Raw genomic sequence first — 15200 nt, 5'->3', positions numbered from 1 at the left:
GCCGGAGTTCTGCCCGAAAGCTGAGACATGGCTCCTTCCGCCCGAACACTCCATGTTTGGGTACCATCTAGATGACGCATCGCCGTTAGAATTGCGCTGTTCATCCCATCCAACCAGCGGGCCAAACGTTCGGGCGGCAAGCCCGAAACACGCAGCCCCCCTGCCCCGCCCATAGCCAGCGGCGCGAAGACGGCGCCGCTTCCGTCGCAGGCCGCGATCCTGGACGCGGTGACGGCGGCTTCGATCTGGTCGCCGTGTTGTCCGAGGCCCGCTAGACTCCAGAGATGAAAGCCCATGCAAGCTCGGGTGATTGGGTGGAACTCGGCTGCGGCTGTCATTACTTCCAGCCATCCGCCCGCACGATCTTCGAAGCGCTCAGCGCTGTCTTCAATGTTCTCGGGATCGCGGCGATCCAGGAAGGCGGCTAAGTCAGCCTTCGGTCCGGGACCGCCTGTCAGGCGCCGAACAGCCCATCCAACTCTTGCAAGGGCATTTGGGTCATCCTGTGCGCCCGAGAGCCGCATCGATATCCAGAGCGCCAGACGATCAGAACTCACCCGATCCCCTGCGAACCAGCTGAGGTTCGCTGCCTCGATCAAAGCGAGGCGATGCCGCCAGCCTTCCGGGCCGCGCAGCAGCCGGTCATCCAGAGCACCCAGACGTCCAGAGACCTGTGCCAGTCGCGCAGCGTGAACGCTTTCTGCCTTTGCCCAGTCTTCGATGACAGCAGTGTCGGGCGGTTCCGCACGTGGCCCAGGAGGCAAATCATCCGGTTCTTCCTCGAGTGGTCCCGGCAGAAACCAGAGATCCTCTTCGTGAGTCTCTTCATCCTCCTCGATGGTGATGAGGGGATCATCGAAATCATCAGTCAAAGCGGATGCTTGAGGTTTCATATGTGCAAAATACTGTTCTTTTGCACATTACCCAAGTGATTTTGTGGCGGTTGCCTTTGCTCTTTATATAGTATGCGCGCGCGATTGCCGGTGAAACCTCTCAGATCGCGCTCAGCGCATGGAAACCAAGGGTTTTTGGACAAGCACGACGAGAGAACACTTACTTGCATTCGCTTACAAACGGTCGTTTATTGGCGATATATTGAATTGCAAACGGCCCGGTTTCATGCCCCTGATTGGTTATGCGCGCGTCTCCACCGAGGATCAGACCCCCCTGCCCCAGTCTGAGGCACTGCAGTCTGCGGGATGCGCCGAGATCTTTGAAGAGCACGCCTCGGGCGGCAATCGCGCGCGGCCCGTGCTTGCACGTGTGCTGGAGCGGATTGGCAAGGGCGACACGCTGGTCGTCGTGCGGATCGACCGGCTTGCGCGGTCTTTGTCGCACCTACTTGAGGTGATCGAAAGACTGGAGGGCAAGGGGGCGTTCTTCCGCTCGCTCCAGGACCCGATCGACACTGCCTCGCCCCAGGGCAAGTTCACGTTGCAGGTTCTGGGCGCTGCGGCTGAGTTCGAACGCGCTCTGATCCGCGAGCGTACCAAAGCCGGACTTGCCTCGGCACGCTCAAAGGGCCGCGTCGGCGGCAACCCAGGTCTTCGCGCCAAGGACCCTGAAGCGCTGCGCAAGGTGCGGCTGGCGCGACAGGACGGCTACATGGAGCGCTTGAACGAAACTGCGCAGGATTGGGTGCCCCATGTGCGCCGTTTGCGCCCCGATATGGCTTGGGAAGACGTCCTGCGGATCATCAATGGCCCCCTGCCCCATGATCGGCGCTGGACGCAAAGCCGCCTGCTCCGCGCCGTGAAGGCATACGTGGCGGACGGATTCCTGCCCGCTGAAGTGCTTGGACGCGCTGGACGTCGCGAAACCGACGATCGCCTGCCTGCGATTGTCGCCGCAATCAAAGGTGCTGACCCCGAGATCACCTTGCAGGCAATCTGCGACCGACTGGAATCCATGCGTGAGCGCACCCCTCGCGGTCGCACCAGCTGGCAGCCTTCCTCAGTCAGAATGCTGCTGGAGCGTGCTGAAAAGCTGGGGCTCCTCTGAGGATCACACTTGTGTTGGCCTAACCGATTGCCACTAAATCTAGAAAGTGCTTGCACGAATCTGGTTGGTCGGGCAATAGTCTCGAAAAATAACGCGCGGTCACATAAAAAACGCGCCCACGGATCGGGGCAGACATGAGCGAAGTAGAGCAGGATCTAGACATCGCCATCGGGCACTACGCGGAACTTCTCGCGTCGAACCTGCATGCTCAGCGCGCCGCACACTTCCCTCCGGATGCAAAGAAGGTGATGCGCACTTTGACCAGCGGCGAAGCTGCTGAGCTCCTTGGCGTCGACCATACCTATCTTCGGAAGCTTCATCGAGAAGGAAAGATCGTTGACGTTGAGACGACGGCTGGAAGTCATCGTCGCTATACGCTCGACGATATCTGGGAAATCCGGCAGACGCTTGAAGGAAACGCAAAAAAGTCTGGAACTTACGTGCCCGGGCGTCGCGACGATGACGAGCTTCAAGTTATTTCAGTGGTGAACTTCAAGGGCGGGTCCGGCAAAACGACGACGTCTGCTCACCTCGCTCAGCGCTTGGCGCTCAAGGGGTACAGGGTTCTTGCGATCGATCTCGACCCCCAAGCATCTCTTTCGGCTCTTCACGGGATCCAGCCAGAACTCGACCTTATGGAGGGCGGAACCCTCTATGATGCCGTTCGCTATGACGATCCGGTTCCGATCGCCGAAGTGATCCGCAAGACCTACATCCGCGGCCTTGACCTTATCCCGGGCAACCTTGAACTCATGGAGTTCGAGCACGAGACGCCTGCTGCTATCCAGCGAGGCGGAGCGAAAGCGTTCTTCGCGAGAGTTCATGACGCACTCGATAGTGTTGAAGCGAACTACGACGTTGTTGTGATCGACTGCCCGCCGCAGCTTGGTTTCTTGACGATGTCAGCACTTTCCGCGTCCTCGGGTGTCCTCGTGACGGTTCACCCGCAGATGCTTGACCTCATGTCGATGTCCCAATTCCTGCGAATGACCGCGGATCTCCTGGGAGTGATCAGGGATGCAGGCGCAAATCTGCGCTTCGATTGGCTGCGCTTTTTGCCAACGCGATACAAAGTCGGCGACGCGCCACAAACCGAAGTCATCGCTTTCATTCGCGGACTGTTCGGGAGGTCGGTCCTGACCAATCACATGGTTGAATCGACCGCAATTTCTGATGCCGGCTTGACCAAGCAAACGCTCTACGAAGCTGACAAGAAGGACTTCACGCGTCAGACGTTTGATCGTGCGATCGAATCCATGAACGCAGTGAACGATGAGATCGCTGAAATCATCCAGAACACATGGGGGCGGAATGGCAAGAAAGCCTAAACTTGGCCTGCCGCTTCAGACCCTTCGCAACGCTCCTGACGCTCTTGAAGGGCGCCGACTGCGTGGCGGTGTATTTGAGATCGATCCGGCGCAGATTATTACCGAAGGACGATTGGATGACAGGCTTCAGATTGAAGTTGAGGGCCTGAAGAACTCTATCTCCAAGAACGGTCAGCGTGTGCCTGTCTTGGTCCGCCCACTGGAAGGCGATCGCTACAACCTGATCTATGGCCGCAGGCGCCTAGAAGCATGTCGCGAGCTCGGTATCAAAGTTCGAGCCATCGTCACGGAAGTTGATGGTGATCAAGCGCTTCGAGATCAGCTTCTCGAGAACCAAGAGCGTCGTGATCTGAGCTTTATTGAACGTGCGCTTGTTGCGACGGCGCTTCTGGACGGTGACCATTTGGAAGGGGCTGAGCGCACCAATCGAGGTGTCGCCGAAGTCCTTAACCTCCACGAAGCTGGGGTTTCACAACTCTTGAGTGTCGTTCGGACGGTCGGCGAGGATCTCATCCAGGCAATTGGTGCGGCTCCCGGGATTGGTCGCCCGAGATGGGAAGAGCTCAAAAAGGCCTTGGGTGCCTACGACGGTGATCGAGACCAACTGCAAGCCGTAGCTCATGCAGCCAAGTCCGAAAGTTCCGGCTCGGTCGATGAGGTTTCTGAGCGTGCGTTTCTCGCAGTTCTGGCAGCTGCGAAGAGCCCAGAGAAGAAAGCAAACCCGTCTAGAAAGGGCGTGCCTGCTTTGGCGATCCCCGGTGTCGGAGCTGCGACGGTCAAGACCGGCCGCCAAGGCAAGCAGCTTAAACTCGATCTGACTACGGATGAACCTGATTTTATCAGCTGGTTGGAGGGCAATGCCCCAAAGCTGATTACCGAGCTTCATGAGCGCTGGAAGCGTTCAGGAGACTGAGGAAGAGCAACCAACAAGAAGGAGGCACGATACAGGCAAAAAGAAAAAGGCCCCGAGAAGCTAGCTTCACGAGACCTTTGTAAGGTTTCGCACCGGGATCAGCCCGCTACAAAATCTCAGTTTTCGCACTTCTGAATGTAGCGTTCTGGCCCCTACCCCGCAAGCGCAAAGCGATTCGCGGGCCGTAGAAATTTTGCCTTCGTGAACGTTTTCATGGAGTACACACCGATTTCGCCGTTTATGCGGCCGATCTCGCACGCCCATCTGCGCGTGATCAAGCGACCCGAGGCATCTGTTCCGGGCAGACCCGTCAACAAGTGGGAACTCCTGCGCGAGCTCTCCAAGGCGCAAGCGGCCTTTGGCGTGTCAGAACGTGATTTGACTGTTTTGCAGGGGCTCCTCAGCTTCTTTCCAGACGATGCACTTGGCGGGAACGCCGAGATGGTAGTCTTCCCCTCGAACAAGGCGATCTGTGAGCGCCTGAATGGTATGCCCTGCTCCACTATGCGTCGTCACCTCGCGCGTCTTGTCGAGGCTGGTTTGCTCCAGCGGCGTGATAGCCCTAATGGAAAGCGCTACGTCCGCAAGCACGGCGAAGAGCGCGTCGCCTTTGGCTTCGATCTTTCCCCGCTCTACTGCCAGTCCGAGGAGATAGCACGGGCCGCAGAGGCCGTACGTGAGGCTGAGGAGCGCGTCAGGCGTCTGAGAGAGGTTGTAAGCCTCATGCGGCGTGATCTCGCGGCCCTCGCGGAGTTCGGAGACGAGATGCAGCCAGGCCTAGGCATCTGGGACCAACTTCGTGACAAGGCTATCCTCACAGCGCGCGCGCTTCGCCGCAAGCTTTCAATTGAGGACCTCGCGGCCTATCGAGCCGATCTTGAAGCTCTCCTTGATCAGGCACGCAACATCATTGATGGCTCTGAAACAGAAGAAATGAACACCAATGATGCTCGATCTGAGCGTCACCATCATAATTCAAATAAAGAATCTATAGATCTTGAACCTGCTTTAGAAAAAAGCGGGGCGGCGGCCGGCGTGCCAGATGTGGACAGGGATGAGCCCGTGGCTGACGTCGATGAACACGACACAAGACACCTGCCAAAGATCCCGCTGCACCTGGTGATCGCGGCATGTCCCTCGCTCAAGACCTTCTACCAAGGCGAAATCCGGCATTGGCACCAGCTTTTCGATGCGGCATGCCATGTGCGACCAGCCATGGGGATCAGTGCATCTGCATGGGAAGAAGCGCAGCGGTTCATGGGTCCGGAGCAAGCGTCGATCGTCGTTTCTGCCATGCTGGAACGCTTTGAGGACATCAGATCGCCTGGTGGATACTTGCGAGCTCTGACTGCCAAGGCTGTGGCCGGTGAGTTTTCCTGTGGGCCGATGGTCATGGCATTGATTGGACGACGATCTGCAGCTTAACAGCTGTTAAGTTTGAGAGACTGCGTACTGTTCCGCCACCTCAGGACTGACGACTTAACAGCTGTTAAGGTCCTGTCTCGGGAGTGTCAGAACAGGAGAGAGAAAGGTTTGTTGGTTGGAGGGGTGACGGGAAGTGAGATCGGAAGAGTGGCTTCCGGCGCCCGTCGTGGAGAAGATCTGATGGCGAAATCTGCCCAGAAAGTCACCCTGTCCCCGTCCCGGGACATTCCCTTCGACAAGCTCGTGCTAAGCCAGTCCAACGTCCGGCGCATCAAGGCCGGCATCTCGGTCGAGGAACTGGCCGAAGACATCGCCCGCCGCGGGTTGCTGCAGAGCCTGAGCGTTCGGCCCGTTCTGGCGGATGATGGGTCCGAGACCGGCAAGTTCGAAATCCCAGCTGGCGGCCGGCGCTTCCAAGCACTCTCGCTCCTGGTGAAGCAGAAGCGTCTGGCCAAGACGACGCCCATCCCCTGCATCGTACGGGATGCCGCTTCCGCGATCCTCGCCGAAGACGACTCGCTCGCTGAGAACATGCAGCGTGCAGCCCTGCACCCGCTCGACCAGTTCCGCGCCTTCGTTGCTTTGCGGGAGAAGGGTCAAGGCGATGAAGAGATCGCAGCCGCCTTCTTCGTCACGCCGCAGGTGGTGAAACAGCGCCTGAAACTCGCCGCCGTGGCCCCTGTCCTGCTCGAGCTCTACGCCGAGGACGAGATGACGCTGGAGCAGCTGATGGCCTTCACGGTCAATCCGGATCACGAGCGTCAGGTTCAGGTCTGGGAGGCGATCAAGTCTTCGTGGAACAAGGAGCCCTATCAGATCCGGCGGATGCTGACGGAAACCTCGGTGCGGGCATCGGACCGGCGCGCTGTCTATGTCGGCGTCGGGGCCTACGAGGCGGCGGGCGGCACCATGTTGCATGACCTCTTCCAGGGCGATGACGGCGGCTGGCTGGAAGACCCTGCCCTGCTCGATCGTCTGGTCAGCGAGAAGCTTCAGGCCGAAGCCGAAGCCATCGCGACCGAAGGTTGGAAATGGATCGAGGTCTCGCTCGACCTGCCCTATGGCTACAGCCACGGTTTGCGGCGGCTGAGCGGAGACCCGGCGCCGATGACGGATGACGAAGGTGCGGCCCATGCCAAGCTGCTTGCCGAGTACCGGGCGCTCGAGGAGGAATACGAGGGCCAGGATGAATTCCCCGAAGAGATCGACGCGCGTCTTGGCGACTTGGAAGTCGCGATGGAGAAGCTCGAGGCGCGGCCGCTGATCTTCGACGCGGAGGAGATCGCGCGGGCAGGGGCTTTCGTGACGCTTGATCGCTATGGCGAGCTTGCAGTTTATCGCGGCTTTATGCGGCCCGAGGATGAGCCACGGGCAGATGTCGACGTCCACAGAGGTGAACAGGTGGCAGACCAGGGCGCTGAGCTTTCATCTGCGAGCAGCACGGATGGTGTCGGCCACGGCACGGTGATCACCTCTGCCGGTCAGGCGCTTGGTGCCAACGTGCCCGACGACGAGGATGATGGTGCGTTGAAGCCGTTGCCCGAACGGCTGGTCATGGAGTTGACGGCGCACCGGACATTGGCACTGCGGGAAGCTGTCGGGCGTTCTCCCGACGTCGCCCTGACGCTGCTGCTCCTGAAGCTCGTCAACGACACCTTCCGGACATCCAGTTCGGCCGGCAGCTGCCTCGAGGCTTCGGTCCGTCACGTCTACATGTCGGCGCAGGCGAGCGATCTGAAGGACAGCGTGGTGGCCAAGCTGGTGGACGATCGCCATGCGGAGTGGGAGGCCGACTTGCCGCTCGGCGACGATGCCGCGCTCTGGGACTACCTGACCTCCCTTGATCAAGGGAGCCGGCTGTCGCTGCTCGCGCATTGCCTCAGCTTCGGGATCAACGCGCTCCATGAGAAGGTGAACCCCTATGGTGCCGGTATCTCCGCCAGCGGTCTAACCAGGCGGATGACCCAGTCCGACTTGGTCGCACAGGCGGTCGATCTCGACATGGTCGAGGCGGGTTGGGAGCCGACGGTCGATACCTACCTGAACCGCGTGCCCAAGGCCCGGATCCTCGAGGCCGTGCGCGAGGCGAAAGGGGAGGGGACAGCGCAACTCCTCGATCACCTGAAGAAGGGCGAGATGGCGACCGAAGCTGAGCGTCTGCTGAAAGGCAGCGGCTGGTTGCCGGAGGCTCTTCGTCGTCACGATCTTGCAGCACTCGACGACGCGGAAGGGCAGGGGGCGCCTGAGCCCGTTTCCGACCCCGGCCAGGCCGAGGATGTCGACCTTCCCGCCTTCCTCACGGCTGACCTGCCGGGTGATGATGCATCGATGATGGCTGCGGAGTGATCCGCGCCATCCGAGGGCGGGTTTCCCCGCCCTCAATCACATAAAAGACAACAATATCAATATGATGAATGCAAAATGACGCGTTCAGGATGAGGAATCATGTCTGCAACCACCATTCTCGACACCGCGCCCCTGGGCGCGCTCATTCGCTACACCGACAACAGTCCGAAACCGCCTGCGCGGTTCACGAAGAAACTCGCGGCCTGGGAGCGCTCGAACGGCGTTGGCCGTCTCGTCAAGAAGGAGCCGCCACGACCCTATCCGACCTGGACGGCGCCGGCGTCGTTTACGCTGCACGAGGGGAACTTCTCCTCGGACGGGGTCATTCTCGTCACCATCATGCGAACGCATTCGGCTGACAGTGCGTTGACCTTCGAGGTGGCTGAGGTACCACAGCCCGGGCAGGTGCGTGTCCTGCTGGATTTCGGCGGCTGCACGGAGCTGCTGCATTTGGCCGAGTCCCTCACGGCCGCCGAGCTCTGGATCGCCAGGGAAGGCTATCGCAACGCGCGGCTGGAGATTGTCGGCGAAGAAGATGCCGGTAGGGCAGGGGACGCGGAACTTGCCGCCTGAGCCTGTAAAACCCAAGGGGCCCGCCCAAGCTCGGGCCTCTCACCCATCACAACTCTGTCCTGTGAGATCGCGGGGCACCATAGGATCCAATCCATCACGGAAAGAGATCTTCACCCAAGAGCCTGCCCGGGAGGCTGGCAGCGATAGCATCAGCGAAACACCAGGCTCCAGTCAGCGGTCGCACCATCCCCCGCTCGCCATTCCCTTCCTTGCCCCGAATCCCGTCTTCGAGATCAACCCGCGAGGGGTCGGACTACGGGCGAGCCCGTGCCGCCGGGTGGATTCGGACGAGCCGAACGCACCCGGTGATGTCAGCCAGTCTTCGGGCCCGCGGGGTCCTGTCGCGCGGGGGATGGTCCTCCGCCTCCAAGCAGGAGCCAAACAGATGTCCCGCAAAGATGCACACGCCTTCGCCGCCTCCCTCGCCGCCACGCTCATGGTCTCGATCGTCGTCTTCCAGGCCGGTGATGGAACCTTCGGTGCCGTCCCCGCCGATGAAATCGACGGAGACGAGGTCGTGATCGTCTCGGAATACGATCCCTTCGGGTGAGGCCTTGGCCTCACCTCCTTTGGGCCCCGTGCGCGGAGCAGGTGCGCCCCTTGTCCTATCACCGACAAAAAGATCGGCGATGCCGATCCTAAGAACGTCGGTATGCGACCCGGTGTGAACCGTGATGCTCCCTGATCGCATTGCCTTCCATCGTGACCTCTCCATCGTTCGTGTCCCCTCCTATGTCGAGCGTTTGCGCGAAAACGACTGACCAAGCGACGGTGGAGACGGCTCAGTTGGTCTCAAGAAGGCGCGCGATCTCGGCCGCATTGGCCCGGACCCATGCCAAAAGGTCCCGGGTCGCGATGAGACCCGCCTCGACCTTGTCTTGTTCGTCCTCGAAGGGGCGCATCGGGTTCACGCCGGGCGTCCTGGCGCGAATGGAGAGGCTCTGCCCTGCGGTTTCCACTTGATAAGAGGTCCCCCGCAGCAGCGCGCTTGAACGCAACACCGCGACTCGATTTGCCTGCTTCGGGAACTGGACGTTAGTGTACTTCCAGGCTTCTTGTTTTCCAAATTCGTGCCGTAGCCTCATGTTGGGAAGCGCCGGGATATGCATTGCTTCGAAGATGCGTGTGGTCGCCTTGGGGCCATCAGTCGAAGGCCGAACCTTCAAATCGGGCAGGATTTCCGATGCCAACTGCTCGTAGGCGATCCCGAAGTCCTTCTTCTCGGCCACGGTGCTCGCCACCCAGCCACCCGACGCCCGTTTCCCGGCCAGGGCCTCCAGGAGTTCGATCCTCACTGATAGCCGCCGAGACAGCTCCCCTTCGTCGAGATCCACGAGCCGGCTTTCCAGGAAAGCGATGATCTCCTCGATCGTGACATCTGCCGCGAACGCGCCGTTGTGCTGTAAGCTTGGCATCTTACCGGCCGGGGCGACGAGCACGGCGGCCGCCCTCTTAGGCCCCAGCTTGAGTAGCTGCGCCTGGACCTCGCCGAAATATGACTCGGCTTGGCCGGTTTGGAAGTTGTCGGCGACCTTGCTCTCCAGTAGCACACAGGCTTGCTGAGCGCCGCGGGAGAACCAGCCCAACTCTACATCGGTTTGCCGACCGTCGAGGCTGGCGCGGACAGGGCTCTTGCGCACGCGAATATCTCCGGTCTCCGGCGGCAGGAAATCAGCCGTGATGCGGCTCAGAAGCCAGTCGCGAAAGTCGTCGGAGGACGAAAGCTCTTCGACCAGAAAGTTGTCCAGGTCCCTCTCTCGGACGCTGTCCCGATATGCATTTTCGTTTAACATACAACCCTACCTATTCCCTCAATGAAGTGAGGTTTGCCCGGCCCGGCCATCCTGTCAAACGCCGAGGCATCGCTTGCTCATTTTCTCCGAGCAGTACGCTCCAGTCATTTCAAATATAGAGGGTTTCGGGAGGTTCGCTCCGGTGGACGATGGCCAGCAGGCGCGGGCAAGCGGCCAGTTGTGGCGCTGCCTTGGTCAGGTAAGACGCACAGAAACTGATAACCAGCAGTTCCCCGCGCGGATGTCAGAAAAGGGGCCATCGCGGCGCTAATTCCCTCAACGTATTGCTGCCTCACTTGCGATGTTGCCGACCACCAACGCCTTCACGAACCACTGCGGTTTGCGACGTCGGCCAGACCAGGTGGGTGCTGGATGCTCAGAATGCTGGTATCTCGCCGTTTCTGGCGAATGCGCTGTTTTCGTTTTGGAGCAGACAATTTCGGCGAGGTAGTAGCCCTAGTTCTGGGCAAGAGCTTCATCTAAGGCGCGGGCTTCTGCCTTCTGCCAATCTTTATGGGTGGAGATCGCCTTGGCGACGTCCTCCTGAATTTTCGTCAGCTCGCCGAGCGACAGTGCCGCGAGATTGTAATCAGCCATTGGTGCGTGCCGGGTCTTGAATGTTCCGGTATCTATAGCATGTCGCGGCAGGGCCCTGCATTTCCTAGCAGGCAAGGGCAGGGGGGCGAGAACTGGTGATCGCCACTTTGGCCGCTAGCGGCGTGCTGGGCTTGGGGTAAAGCAGTCCCGATGGGCAAGGGGACATGGTCTGGCATGGGCTCCCCGCATCTTTCTGTCTCCTGGGTCATCCCTTCGACTGACAATCCCCTAATCCCGTTTGGTCTCCTGCGCGCAACCCCGCGTCAGTCCGGGCCGTGTTGGCCGCCGTTGGCGTCCTGCCCGCTCCACCCCGGTCCTCTGGGGGTGTCCGGTGTCCATGCTGTCCACCGTGCACGCGTCGCCCGACGGGCTTTTTCAGGGTCTTGTCGAAGGGACGGTCCCGAAGACAGGAAACACAGGAGCTTATCATGCAGAACATCGTCATCCTCGCCGGCAACATCGGTCAGACCCCCGAAGTCCGCACCACCCAGAGCGGCACCAAGATCACCAACTTCAGCCTCGCCACCTCGCGTCCCCGCCTCTCGGAAGGCCGTGTGATGCGCGACGAGAACGGCTACCGGGTCATGGACACCGAATGGCACCGCATCACCTGCTTCAACGGTCTCGGCAAGACGGTCGCTGAGCACTGCGAAAAGGGCATGAAGGTCCTCGTCCACGGCCGCATCCACTACACCAAATGGATCGACAGCATGGGGAACGATCGCTACGGCTGCGAGATCATCGCCGAGAAGGTCGACTTCCTGAGCCGACCGAAGTCGGCTGAGAACGAAAACCCCGAGCTGGTCGACCGCGACGACGAGATCCCGTTCTGAGGAACGGGGTCTCCCCTCGAGCCCGGCGGGTTAGACCGCCGGGTTTGCGGGATTGCCGCGAAGCGGCTTAGAGCACAAAGTGCCCTCGCCGGGACGGATGTAACTGCACGCGCATTCGTCCGCTTCGCAGCCCAAGCCAAACATTGGACTTGGTGGAAGGCTACGTCGCCTTGATAGAAGATTCCAGGCTGATAGAAACTGGGGAAGGGGACTACAGAAATGTGCGTTATTGAGACAATTCACTGCAACTAGTATTGGAATATTGGTGCCAAATTGACCGGACACAATCATTACCCTTGGTGCACATGCGGGTGGTGCGTTGGCGGCGGCAACCGAAACGGTGGAGGCGCCAACGCTGCGCCAGTAATAAAGCCACTTCGGCCGGCCTATTCCGAGTATGAAAAGCACCAAGCGACGCAGACGCTGAAAGGCTACGGCGCAACAAGCTACTCTCGCTGCTTCGTTAATCCCAATGCATCCTGCCCAGTCTGCGGCCAGCCCGTCTATTTTTATGCCAATGAAAACGGTAGTCGTGTCTTCTTTGATGAACTCGGAAAGCCTTGGGCAAAGCACCCTTGCACGGACAACGGGCGCCCCGCCTCTGGCTCTGTGCGTGCTCGCCCCTCCAGAAGACCAGTTGCTGAAATCAAAGATATTCTCAGTGCCGAACAAAAGATCGACCAGAGAATACTACCTGTAGGTCGGAAAAAGAGACGAGATTCCTGGAAGCTTGCGGTGGTGGTTGAAGTCCACTTTGCCGACTTCGGGATGGAAGTACACGTTGAAGACCTTTCAAGCCAAAATCATCAGAAATATTGTTTTTTCATCTACTGTGACCAGCCGCTTTTGGTTGAAGGTGACCTTGTCAGTCGCCGTAAAGAGACGTTCTCATTTCTCCACCCGCAGTCACTTGAAGATACTACCGTTGTCAACGGGGATCGGCTGGTCGACTTCGAAGCGCTGGAAAAGGATATCGACCCTAGCATAATTCCCGGTGATGTTTCAGAGATTTTGCCATCCGAGAGGAGGCACTTTGGGTCAGGAAGCGGCGGAACTGCCAAAGTGTCAGGAACACTACGTTCCGTACTCGAAGATTTCGCCAAGAAGGGGATCGTGGGGCCCAAACTTGTTTCTCACTATTTGAATGAAACAGGCCGTGTGACTGCTGATGGTTCGCCTTGGACTCCCCGCCTTGCCTTTTTTCTGATTGCCCTATCCGGCGTCTCCCAAGAAAAACCGGTTAGGCAAAAGAAACGAACCGCAGGTAGCAAACCTCAGAAGGCTCGGAAACCGCAACCACATGCACGCGCCAAGAAGCGCCCACGTTCATCTGGAACCCTGTCTGGCAATTCGGTTTCGCAATCAGCCAAAAAAACCCACAAACCACGTTCCGAACCCGCAGCTCGGCTCTCCACCGATGTAGATGAGTGGGCACGTATGCTCTCAAGACTTGGGCGGGTTTCCAGAAAAGACGACGACGGCTGATGATTGCCCGGAACTACGATTGTCCGCATTTCTGCCTTCTAAGCATCTTTCGAGAGTGAAAGGAGTGCCGGTTTCCCGGTGACAGGTTGAAGGCTGGGAGAGTGGCTCCCAGCGCCTGTCACGGAGGAATGCCGATGGGCGTTGTGGAAGTTCTGGATCCGGTTCAGCCGGCGCGGGCTGGTGGCTGGAAAGTGGATGTAAGCCGGGGCGAGCGGAACGGGCGGGTGTCGTCCGAATGGTTCAACCGGCCGGATGACGAGCGGTATCTCTCGCTCGACGATCTCTGGGCCAATGTGAAGGGTCGCTCTGAGCGCAGCCGCAGCCGCGTGGTGCAGACGGCGGATATCCGCGTCGAAGCGGCGCGCGACAACCCCGAGCGGCTGCACCTGGTCTTGCCGAAAGCGCAAGAGCCTGTCGCGCCCACGCATTGGGCGTTCGGCCAGCTTGCCAGCATCGTCGGTGCCCCGGCCTCCTACCTGCGGCAGTTGCCCGCGCCGCTAGCGGGGATCAACCTTCAATATGGTCTGACCAACCACCGCGCCGAGCAGGTCAAGACCTTCGAGACCGAGGATGGCCGCACCGAGCTGCGCGCCGTGACCGGCCCCGACTATGGCCGCATCCACGATTTCGAGCTTGTCGAGGCTGTGCAGCGCATCGCAGGCAATGGCACGGGCGACACGCGCTGGAAGGTACCGGGTGTGCTGGATTGGTCGACCGGGGTCTACAACCCCGATGTCGAAATAAGTCGCGACACGACCACGCTCTACGCCTCGGACCGCGATGTCTTCTTGTTCCTGGTCGACGATCGCAATCCGATCGAAGCGGGCAAGCTGGCGGACGGCTCGCCAGACCTCTACTTCCGGGGATTCTACTGCTGGAACTCCGAGGTGGGGGCAAAGACCCTCGGCATGGCGAGCTTCTACTTGCGGGCGGTGTGTCAGAACCGGAACCTGTGGGGCGTCGAGGATTTCCAGGAGATCAAGATCCGCCACTCGAAATACGCCGCCTCGCGCTTCGCCCATGAGGCGGCTCCGGCGCTGACGCGGTTTGCCAATTCCTCGCCGCAGGGCTTCGTGAACGGCATCAATGCCGCGCGGCAGCAGGTCGTGGCGCGCAGCGACGAAGACCGCGCGGATTTCCTGCGCAAACGGGGTTTCTCGAAGGCCGAATCCGGCAAGATCATCGAGAAGGTGCTGATGGAGGAAGGTCGCCCGCCCGAGAGCATCTTCGACTTCGTACAGGGCATTACCCGGCTTGCGCGCGACAAGACTCAGCAGGATGCCCGCCTTGATATGGAAGGGCGCGCCAAGAAGCTCCTCGACCGGGTCGGCTGACTCGAAGCCCGGCACAGCGGCCGCCTGCATCCGCGGCGGTCGCGTTTTCCTCTTCCACATGCACGCCACTGGCCCCGCCCCGACAGGGCAGGGGACTTCGGTGTGCGCAATTCAGCGAGACCCCCATGACCCCCCAGGAACAAACTGTCATCCTCGAGGCACGCGACATCCTCGGCCGCTACCTCAGCCAGAACCCGGTCATCGGCAGCTGGCAAGCGCTGATGGACTATTGTGCGCTGACTGTCCGAGGTCCCATCGAGCGCTTCCATGTCCTCTATCTCGACCGCAAGAACCGCATCATCGCTGATGAGCTTTTGTCTACCGGCACGGTCGACCATGTCCCGGTCTATCCACGCGAGGTGATCAAGCGGGCGCTGATGCTGAACGCCAGCGCGCTGATCCTGATCCACAACCACCCGTCGGGCGATCCGACACCGTCGGAGGCCGATCTCAGCATGACCGGGGAGATCCAGAAGTGGTGTAAGTTTTTCGGCCTGACGCTGCATGACCACATCATCGTCGGCGCCGGGACGGAACTGAGCCTGCGGGCCCAGGGCAAGCTGTGACGCGCC

At 60.0% G+C, this 15200-nt stretch carries 15 protein-coding genes; 11 read left to right on the top strand and 4 right to left on the bottom strand.

The genetic code is table 11. The annotated features are described in order from the left end of the window. A partial coding sequence (locus tag CLM60_RS20435; protein ID WP_095590996.1) for a hypothetical protein occupies nt 1–893 on the bottom strand: 893 nt, incomplete at its 3' end. A gap of 226 nt (nt 894–1119) precedes the next feature. Here CLM60_RS20435 and CLM60_RS20430 point away from each other — a divergent pair. The 7 genes from CLM60_RS20430 (at nt 1120) to CLM60_RS21040 (ending at nt 9136) form a co-directional block, all read left to right on the top strand. Next, the gene (locus CLM60_RS20430; protein ID WP_071974352.1) at nt 1120–2001 is read left to right on the top strand and encodes a recombinase family protein; all 882 of its coding nucleotides are present in this window, start codon (nt 1120–1122) and stop codon (nt 1999–2001) included. Between the two features lie 134 nt (nt 2002–2135). After that, nucleotides 2136–3329, top strand: coding sequence for a plasmid partitioning protein RepA (repA, locus tag CLM60_RS20425; RefSeq protein WP_095590988.1), 1194 nt, complete (start codon nt 2136–2138; stop codon nt 3327–3329). Then, complete coding sequence (gene repB, locus CLM60_RS20420; protein ID WP_095590987.1) at nt 3313–4242, top strand: plasmid partitioning protein RepB; 930 nt, start codon at nt 3313–3315, stop codon at nt 4240–4242. The genes repA and repB overlap by 17 nt, the downstream gene beginning before the upstream one ends. Nucleotides 4243–4455: 213 nt before the next feature. Next, nucleotides 4456–5667, top strand: coding sequence for a plasmid replication protein RepC (gene repC / locus CLM60_RS20415; RefSeq protein ID WP_095590986.1), 1212 nt, complete (start codon nt 4456–4458; stop codon nt 5665–5667). A gap of 180 nt (nt 5668–5847) precedes the next feature. Further along, entirely contained in the window at nt 5848–8013 is a 2166-nt protein-coding gene (locus tag CLM60_RS20410) for a ParB/RepB/Spo0J family partition protein (protein ID WP_095590985.1), read from the top strand. Nucleotides 8014–8112: 99 nt separating this feature from the next. After that, nucleotides 8113–8586, top strand: coding sequence for a hypothetical protein (locus CLM60_RS20405; protein WP_095590984.1), 474 nt, complete (start codon nt 8113–8115; stop codon nt 8584–8586). A 385-nt stretch (nt 8587–8971) separates the two neighbouring features. Further along, nucleotides 8972–9136 (top strand): hypothetical protein, encoded by a 165-nt coding sequence (locus CLM60_RS21040; protein ID WP_007803240.1) that lies wholly within the window; start codon nt 8972–8974, stop codon nt 9134–9136. A 232-nt stretch (nt 9137–9368) separates the two neighbouring features. On the opposite strand, the gene CLM60_RS20395 is transcribed toward CLM60_RS21040, so the two are convergent. The 3 genes from CLM60_RS20395 to CLM60_RS21265 form a co-directional block, all read right to left on the bottom strand. Then, nucleotides 9369–10379, bottom strand: coding sequence for a hypothetical protein (locus tag CLM60_RS20395; RefSeq protein WP_095590982.1), 1011 nt, complete (start codon nt 10377–10379; stop codon nt 9369–9371). A gap of 276 nt (nt 10380–10655) precedes the next feature. Then, nucleotides 10656–10817: an H-NS family nucleoid-associated regulatory protein gene (locus tag CLM60_RS21270; protein WP_245848555.1), complete on the bottom strand. Its 162-nt coding sequence runs from the start codon at nt 10815–10817 to the stop codon at nt 10656–10658. An 18-nt stretch (nt 10818–10835) separates the two neighbouring features. After that, nucleotides 10836–10976: a hypothetical protein gene (locus tag CLM60_RS21265; RefSeq protein WP_245848553.1), complete on the bottom strand. Its 141-nt coding sequence runs from the start codon at nt 10974–10976 to the stop codon at nt 10836–10838. 428 nt (nt 10977–11404) lie between these two features. Between CLM60_RS21265 and CLM60_RS20385 the strand changes: the two genes are divergently transcribed. The 4 genes from CLM60_RS20385 to CLM60_RS20375 all read left to right on the top strand — a co-directional run bounded on the left by CLM60_RS20385 (nt 11405) and on the right by CLM60_RS20375 (nt 15194). After that, nucleotides 11405–11809, top strand: a complete 405-nt coding sequence (locus tag CLM60_RS20385; RefSeq protein WP_008335991.1) for a single-stranded DNA-binding protein — start codon at nt 11405–11407, stop codon at nt 11807–11809. A 273-nt stretch (nt 11810–12082) separates the two neighbouring features. Beyond that, the gene (locus CLM60_RS20775) at nt 12083–13294 is read left to right on the top strand and encodes a hypothetical protein (protein ID WP_141246570.1); all 1212 of its coding nucleotides are present in this window, start codon (nt 12083–12085) and stop codon (nt 13292–13294) included. Nucleotides 13295–13428: 134 nt separating this feature from the next. Then, nucleotides 13429–14628, top strand: a complete 1200-nt coding sequence (locus CLM60_RS20380; protein ID WP_095590995.1) for a DUF932 domain-containing protein — start codon at nt 13429–13431, stop codon at nt 14626–14628. Nucleotides 14629–14753: 125 nt separating this feature from the next. Then, a complete protein-coding gene (locus tag CLM60_RS20375; protein ID WP_095590981.1) occupies nt 14754–15194 on the top strand; it encodes a JAB domain-containing protein in 441 nt (146 codons plus the stop codon). Nucleotides 15195–15200: the final 6 nt, after the last annotated feature.

The organism is Actibacterium ureilyticum (assembly GCF_002285435.1).
GTDB classification, from domain to species: Bacteria; Pseudomonadota; Alphaproteobacteria; order Rhodobacterales; family Rhodobacteraceae; genus Actibacterium_C; species Actibacterium_C ureilyticum.
The sequence above is the reverse complement of the archived record's forward strand: the minus strand, read 5'-3'. Positions and strand labels throughout refer to the sequence as shown.

What these genes read in the sequence shown, in the direction of transcription:
- CLM60_RS20430 (WP_071974352.1), top strand. Translation starts at nt 1,120, where the DNA reads ATGCCCCTGATTGGTTATGCGCGCGTCTCCACCGAGGATCAGACCCCC.
- repA (WP_095590988.1), top strand. Translation starts at nt 2,136, where the DNA reads ATGAGCGAAGTAGAGCAGGATCTAGACATCGCCATCGGGCACTACGCG.
- repB (WP_095590987.1), top strand. Translation starts at nt 3,313, where the DNA reads ATGGCAAGAAAGCCTAAACTTGGCCTGCCGCTTCAGACCCTTCGCAAC.
- repC (WP_095590986.1), top strand. Translation starts at nt 4,456, where the DNA reads ATGGAGTACACACCGATTTCGCCGTTTATGCGGCCGATCTCGCACGCC.
- CLM60_RS20410 (WP_095590985.1), top strand. Translation starts at nt 5,848, where the DNA reads ATGGCGAAATCTGCCCAGAAAGTCACCCTGTCCCCGTCCCGGGACATT.
- CLM60_RS20405 (WP_095590984.1), top strand. Translation starts at nt 8,113, where the DNA reads ATGTCTGCAACCACCATTCTCGACACCGCGCCCCTGGGCGCGCTCATT.
- CLM60_RS21040 (WP_007803240.1), top strand. Translation starts at nt 8,972, where the DNA reads ATGTCCCGCAAAGATGCACACGCCTTCGCCGCCTCCCTCGCCGCCACG.
- CLM60_RS20395 (WP_095590982.1), bottom strand. Translation starts at nt 10,379, where the DNA reads ATGTTAAACGAAAATGCATATCGGGACAGCGTCCGAGAGAGGGACCTG.
- CLM60_RS21265 (WP_245848553.1), bottom strand. Translation starts at nt 10,976, where the DNA reads ATGGCTGATTACAATCTCGCGGCACTGTCGCTCGGCGAGCTGACGAAA.
- CLM60_RS20385 (WP_008335991.1), top strand. Translation starts at nt 11,405, where the DNA reads ATGCAGAACATCGTCATCCTCGCCGGCAACATCGGTCAGACCCCCGAA.
- CLM60_RS20380 (WP_095590995.1), top strand. Translation starts at nt 13,429, where the DNA reads ATGGGCGTTGTGGAAGTTCTGGATCCGGTTCAGCCGGCGCGGGCTGGT.
- CLM60_RS20375 (WP_095590981.1), top strand. Translation starts at nt 14,754, where the DNA reads ATGACCCCCCAGGAACAAACTGTCATCCTCGAGGCACGCGACATCCTC.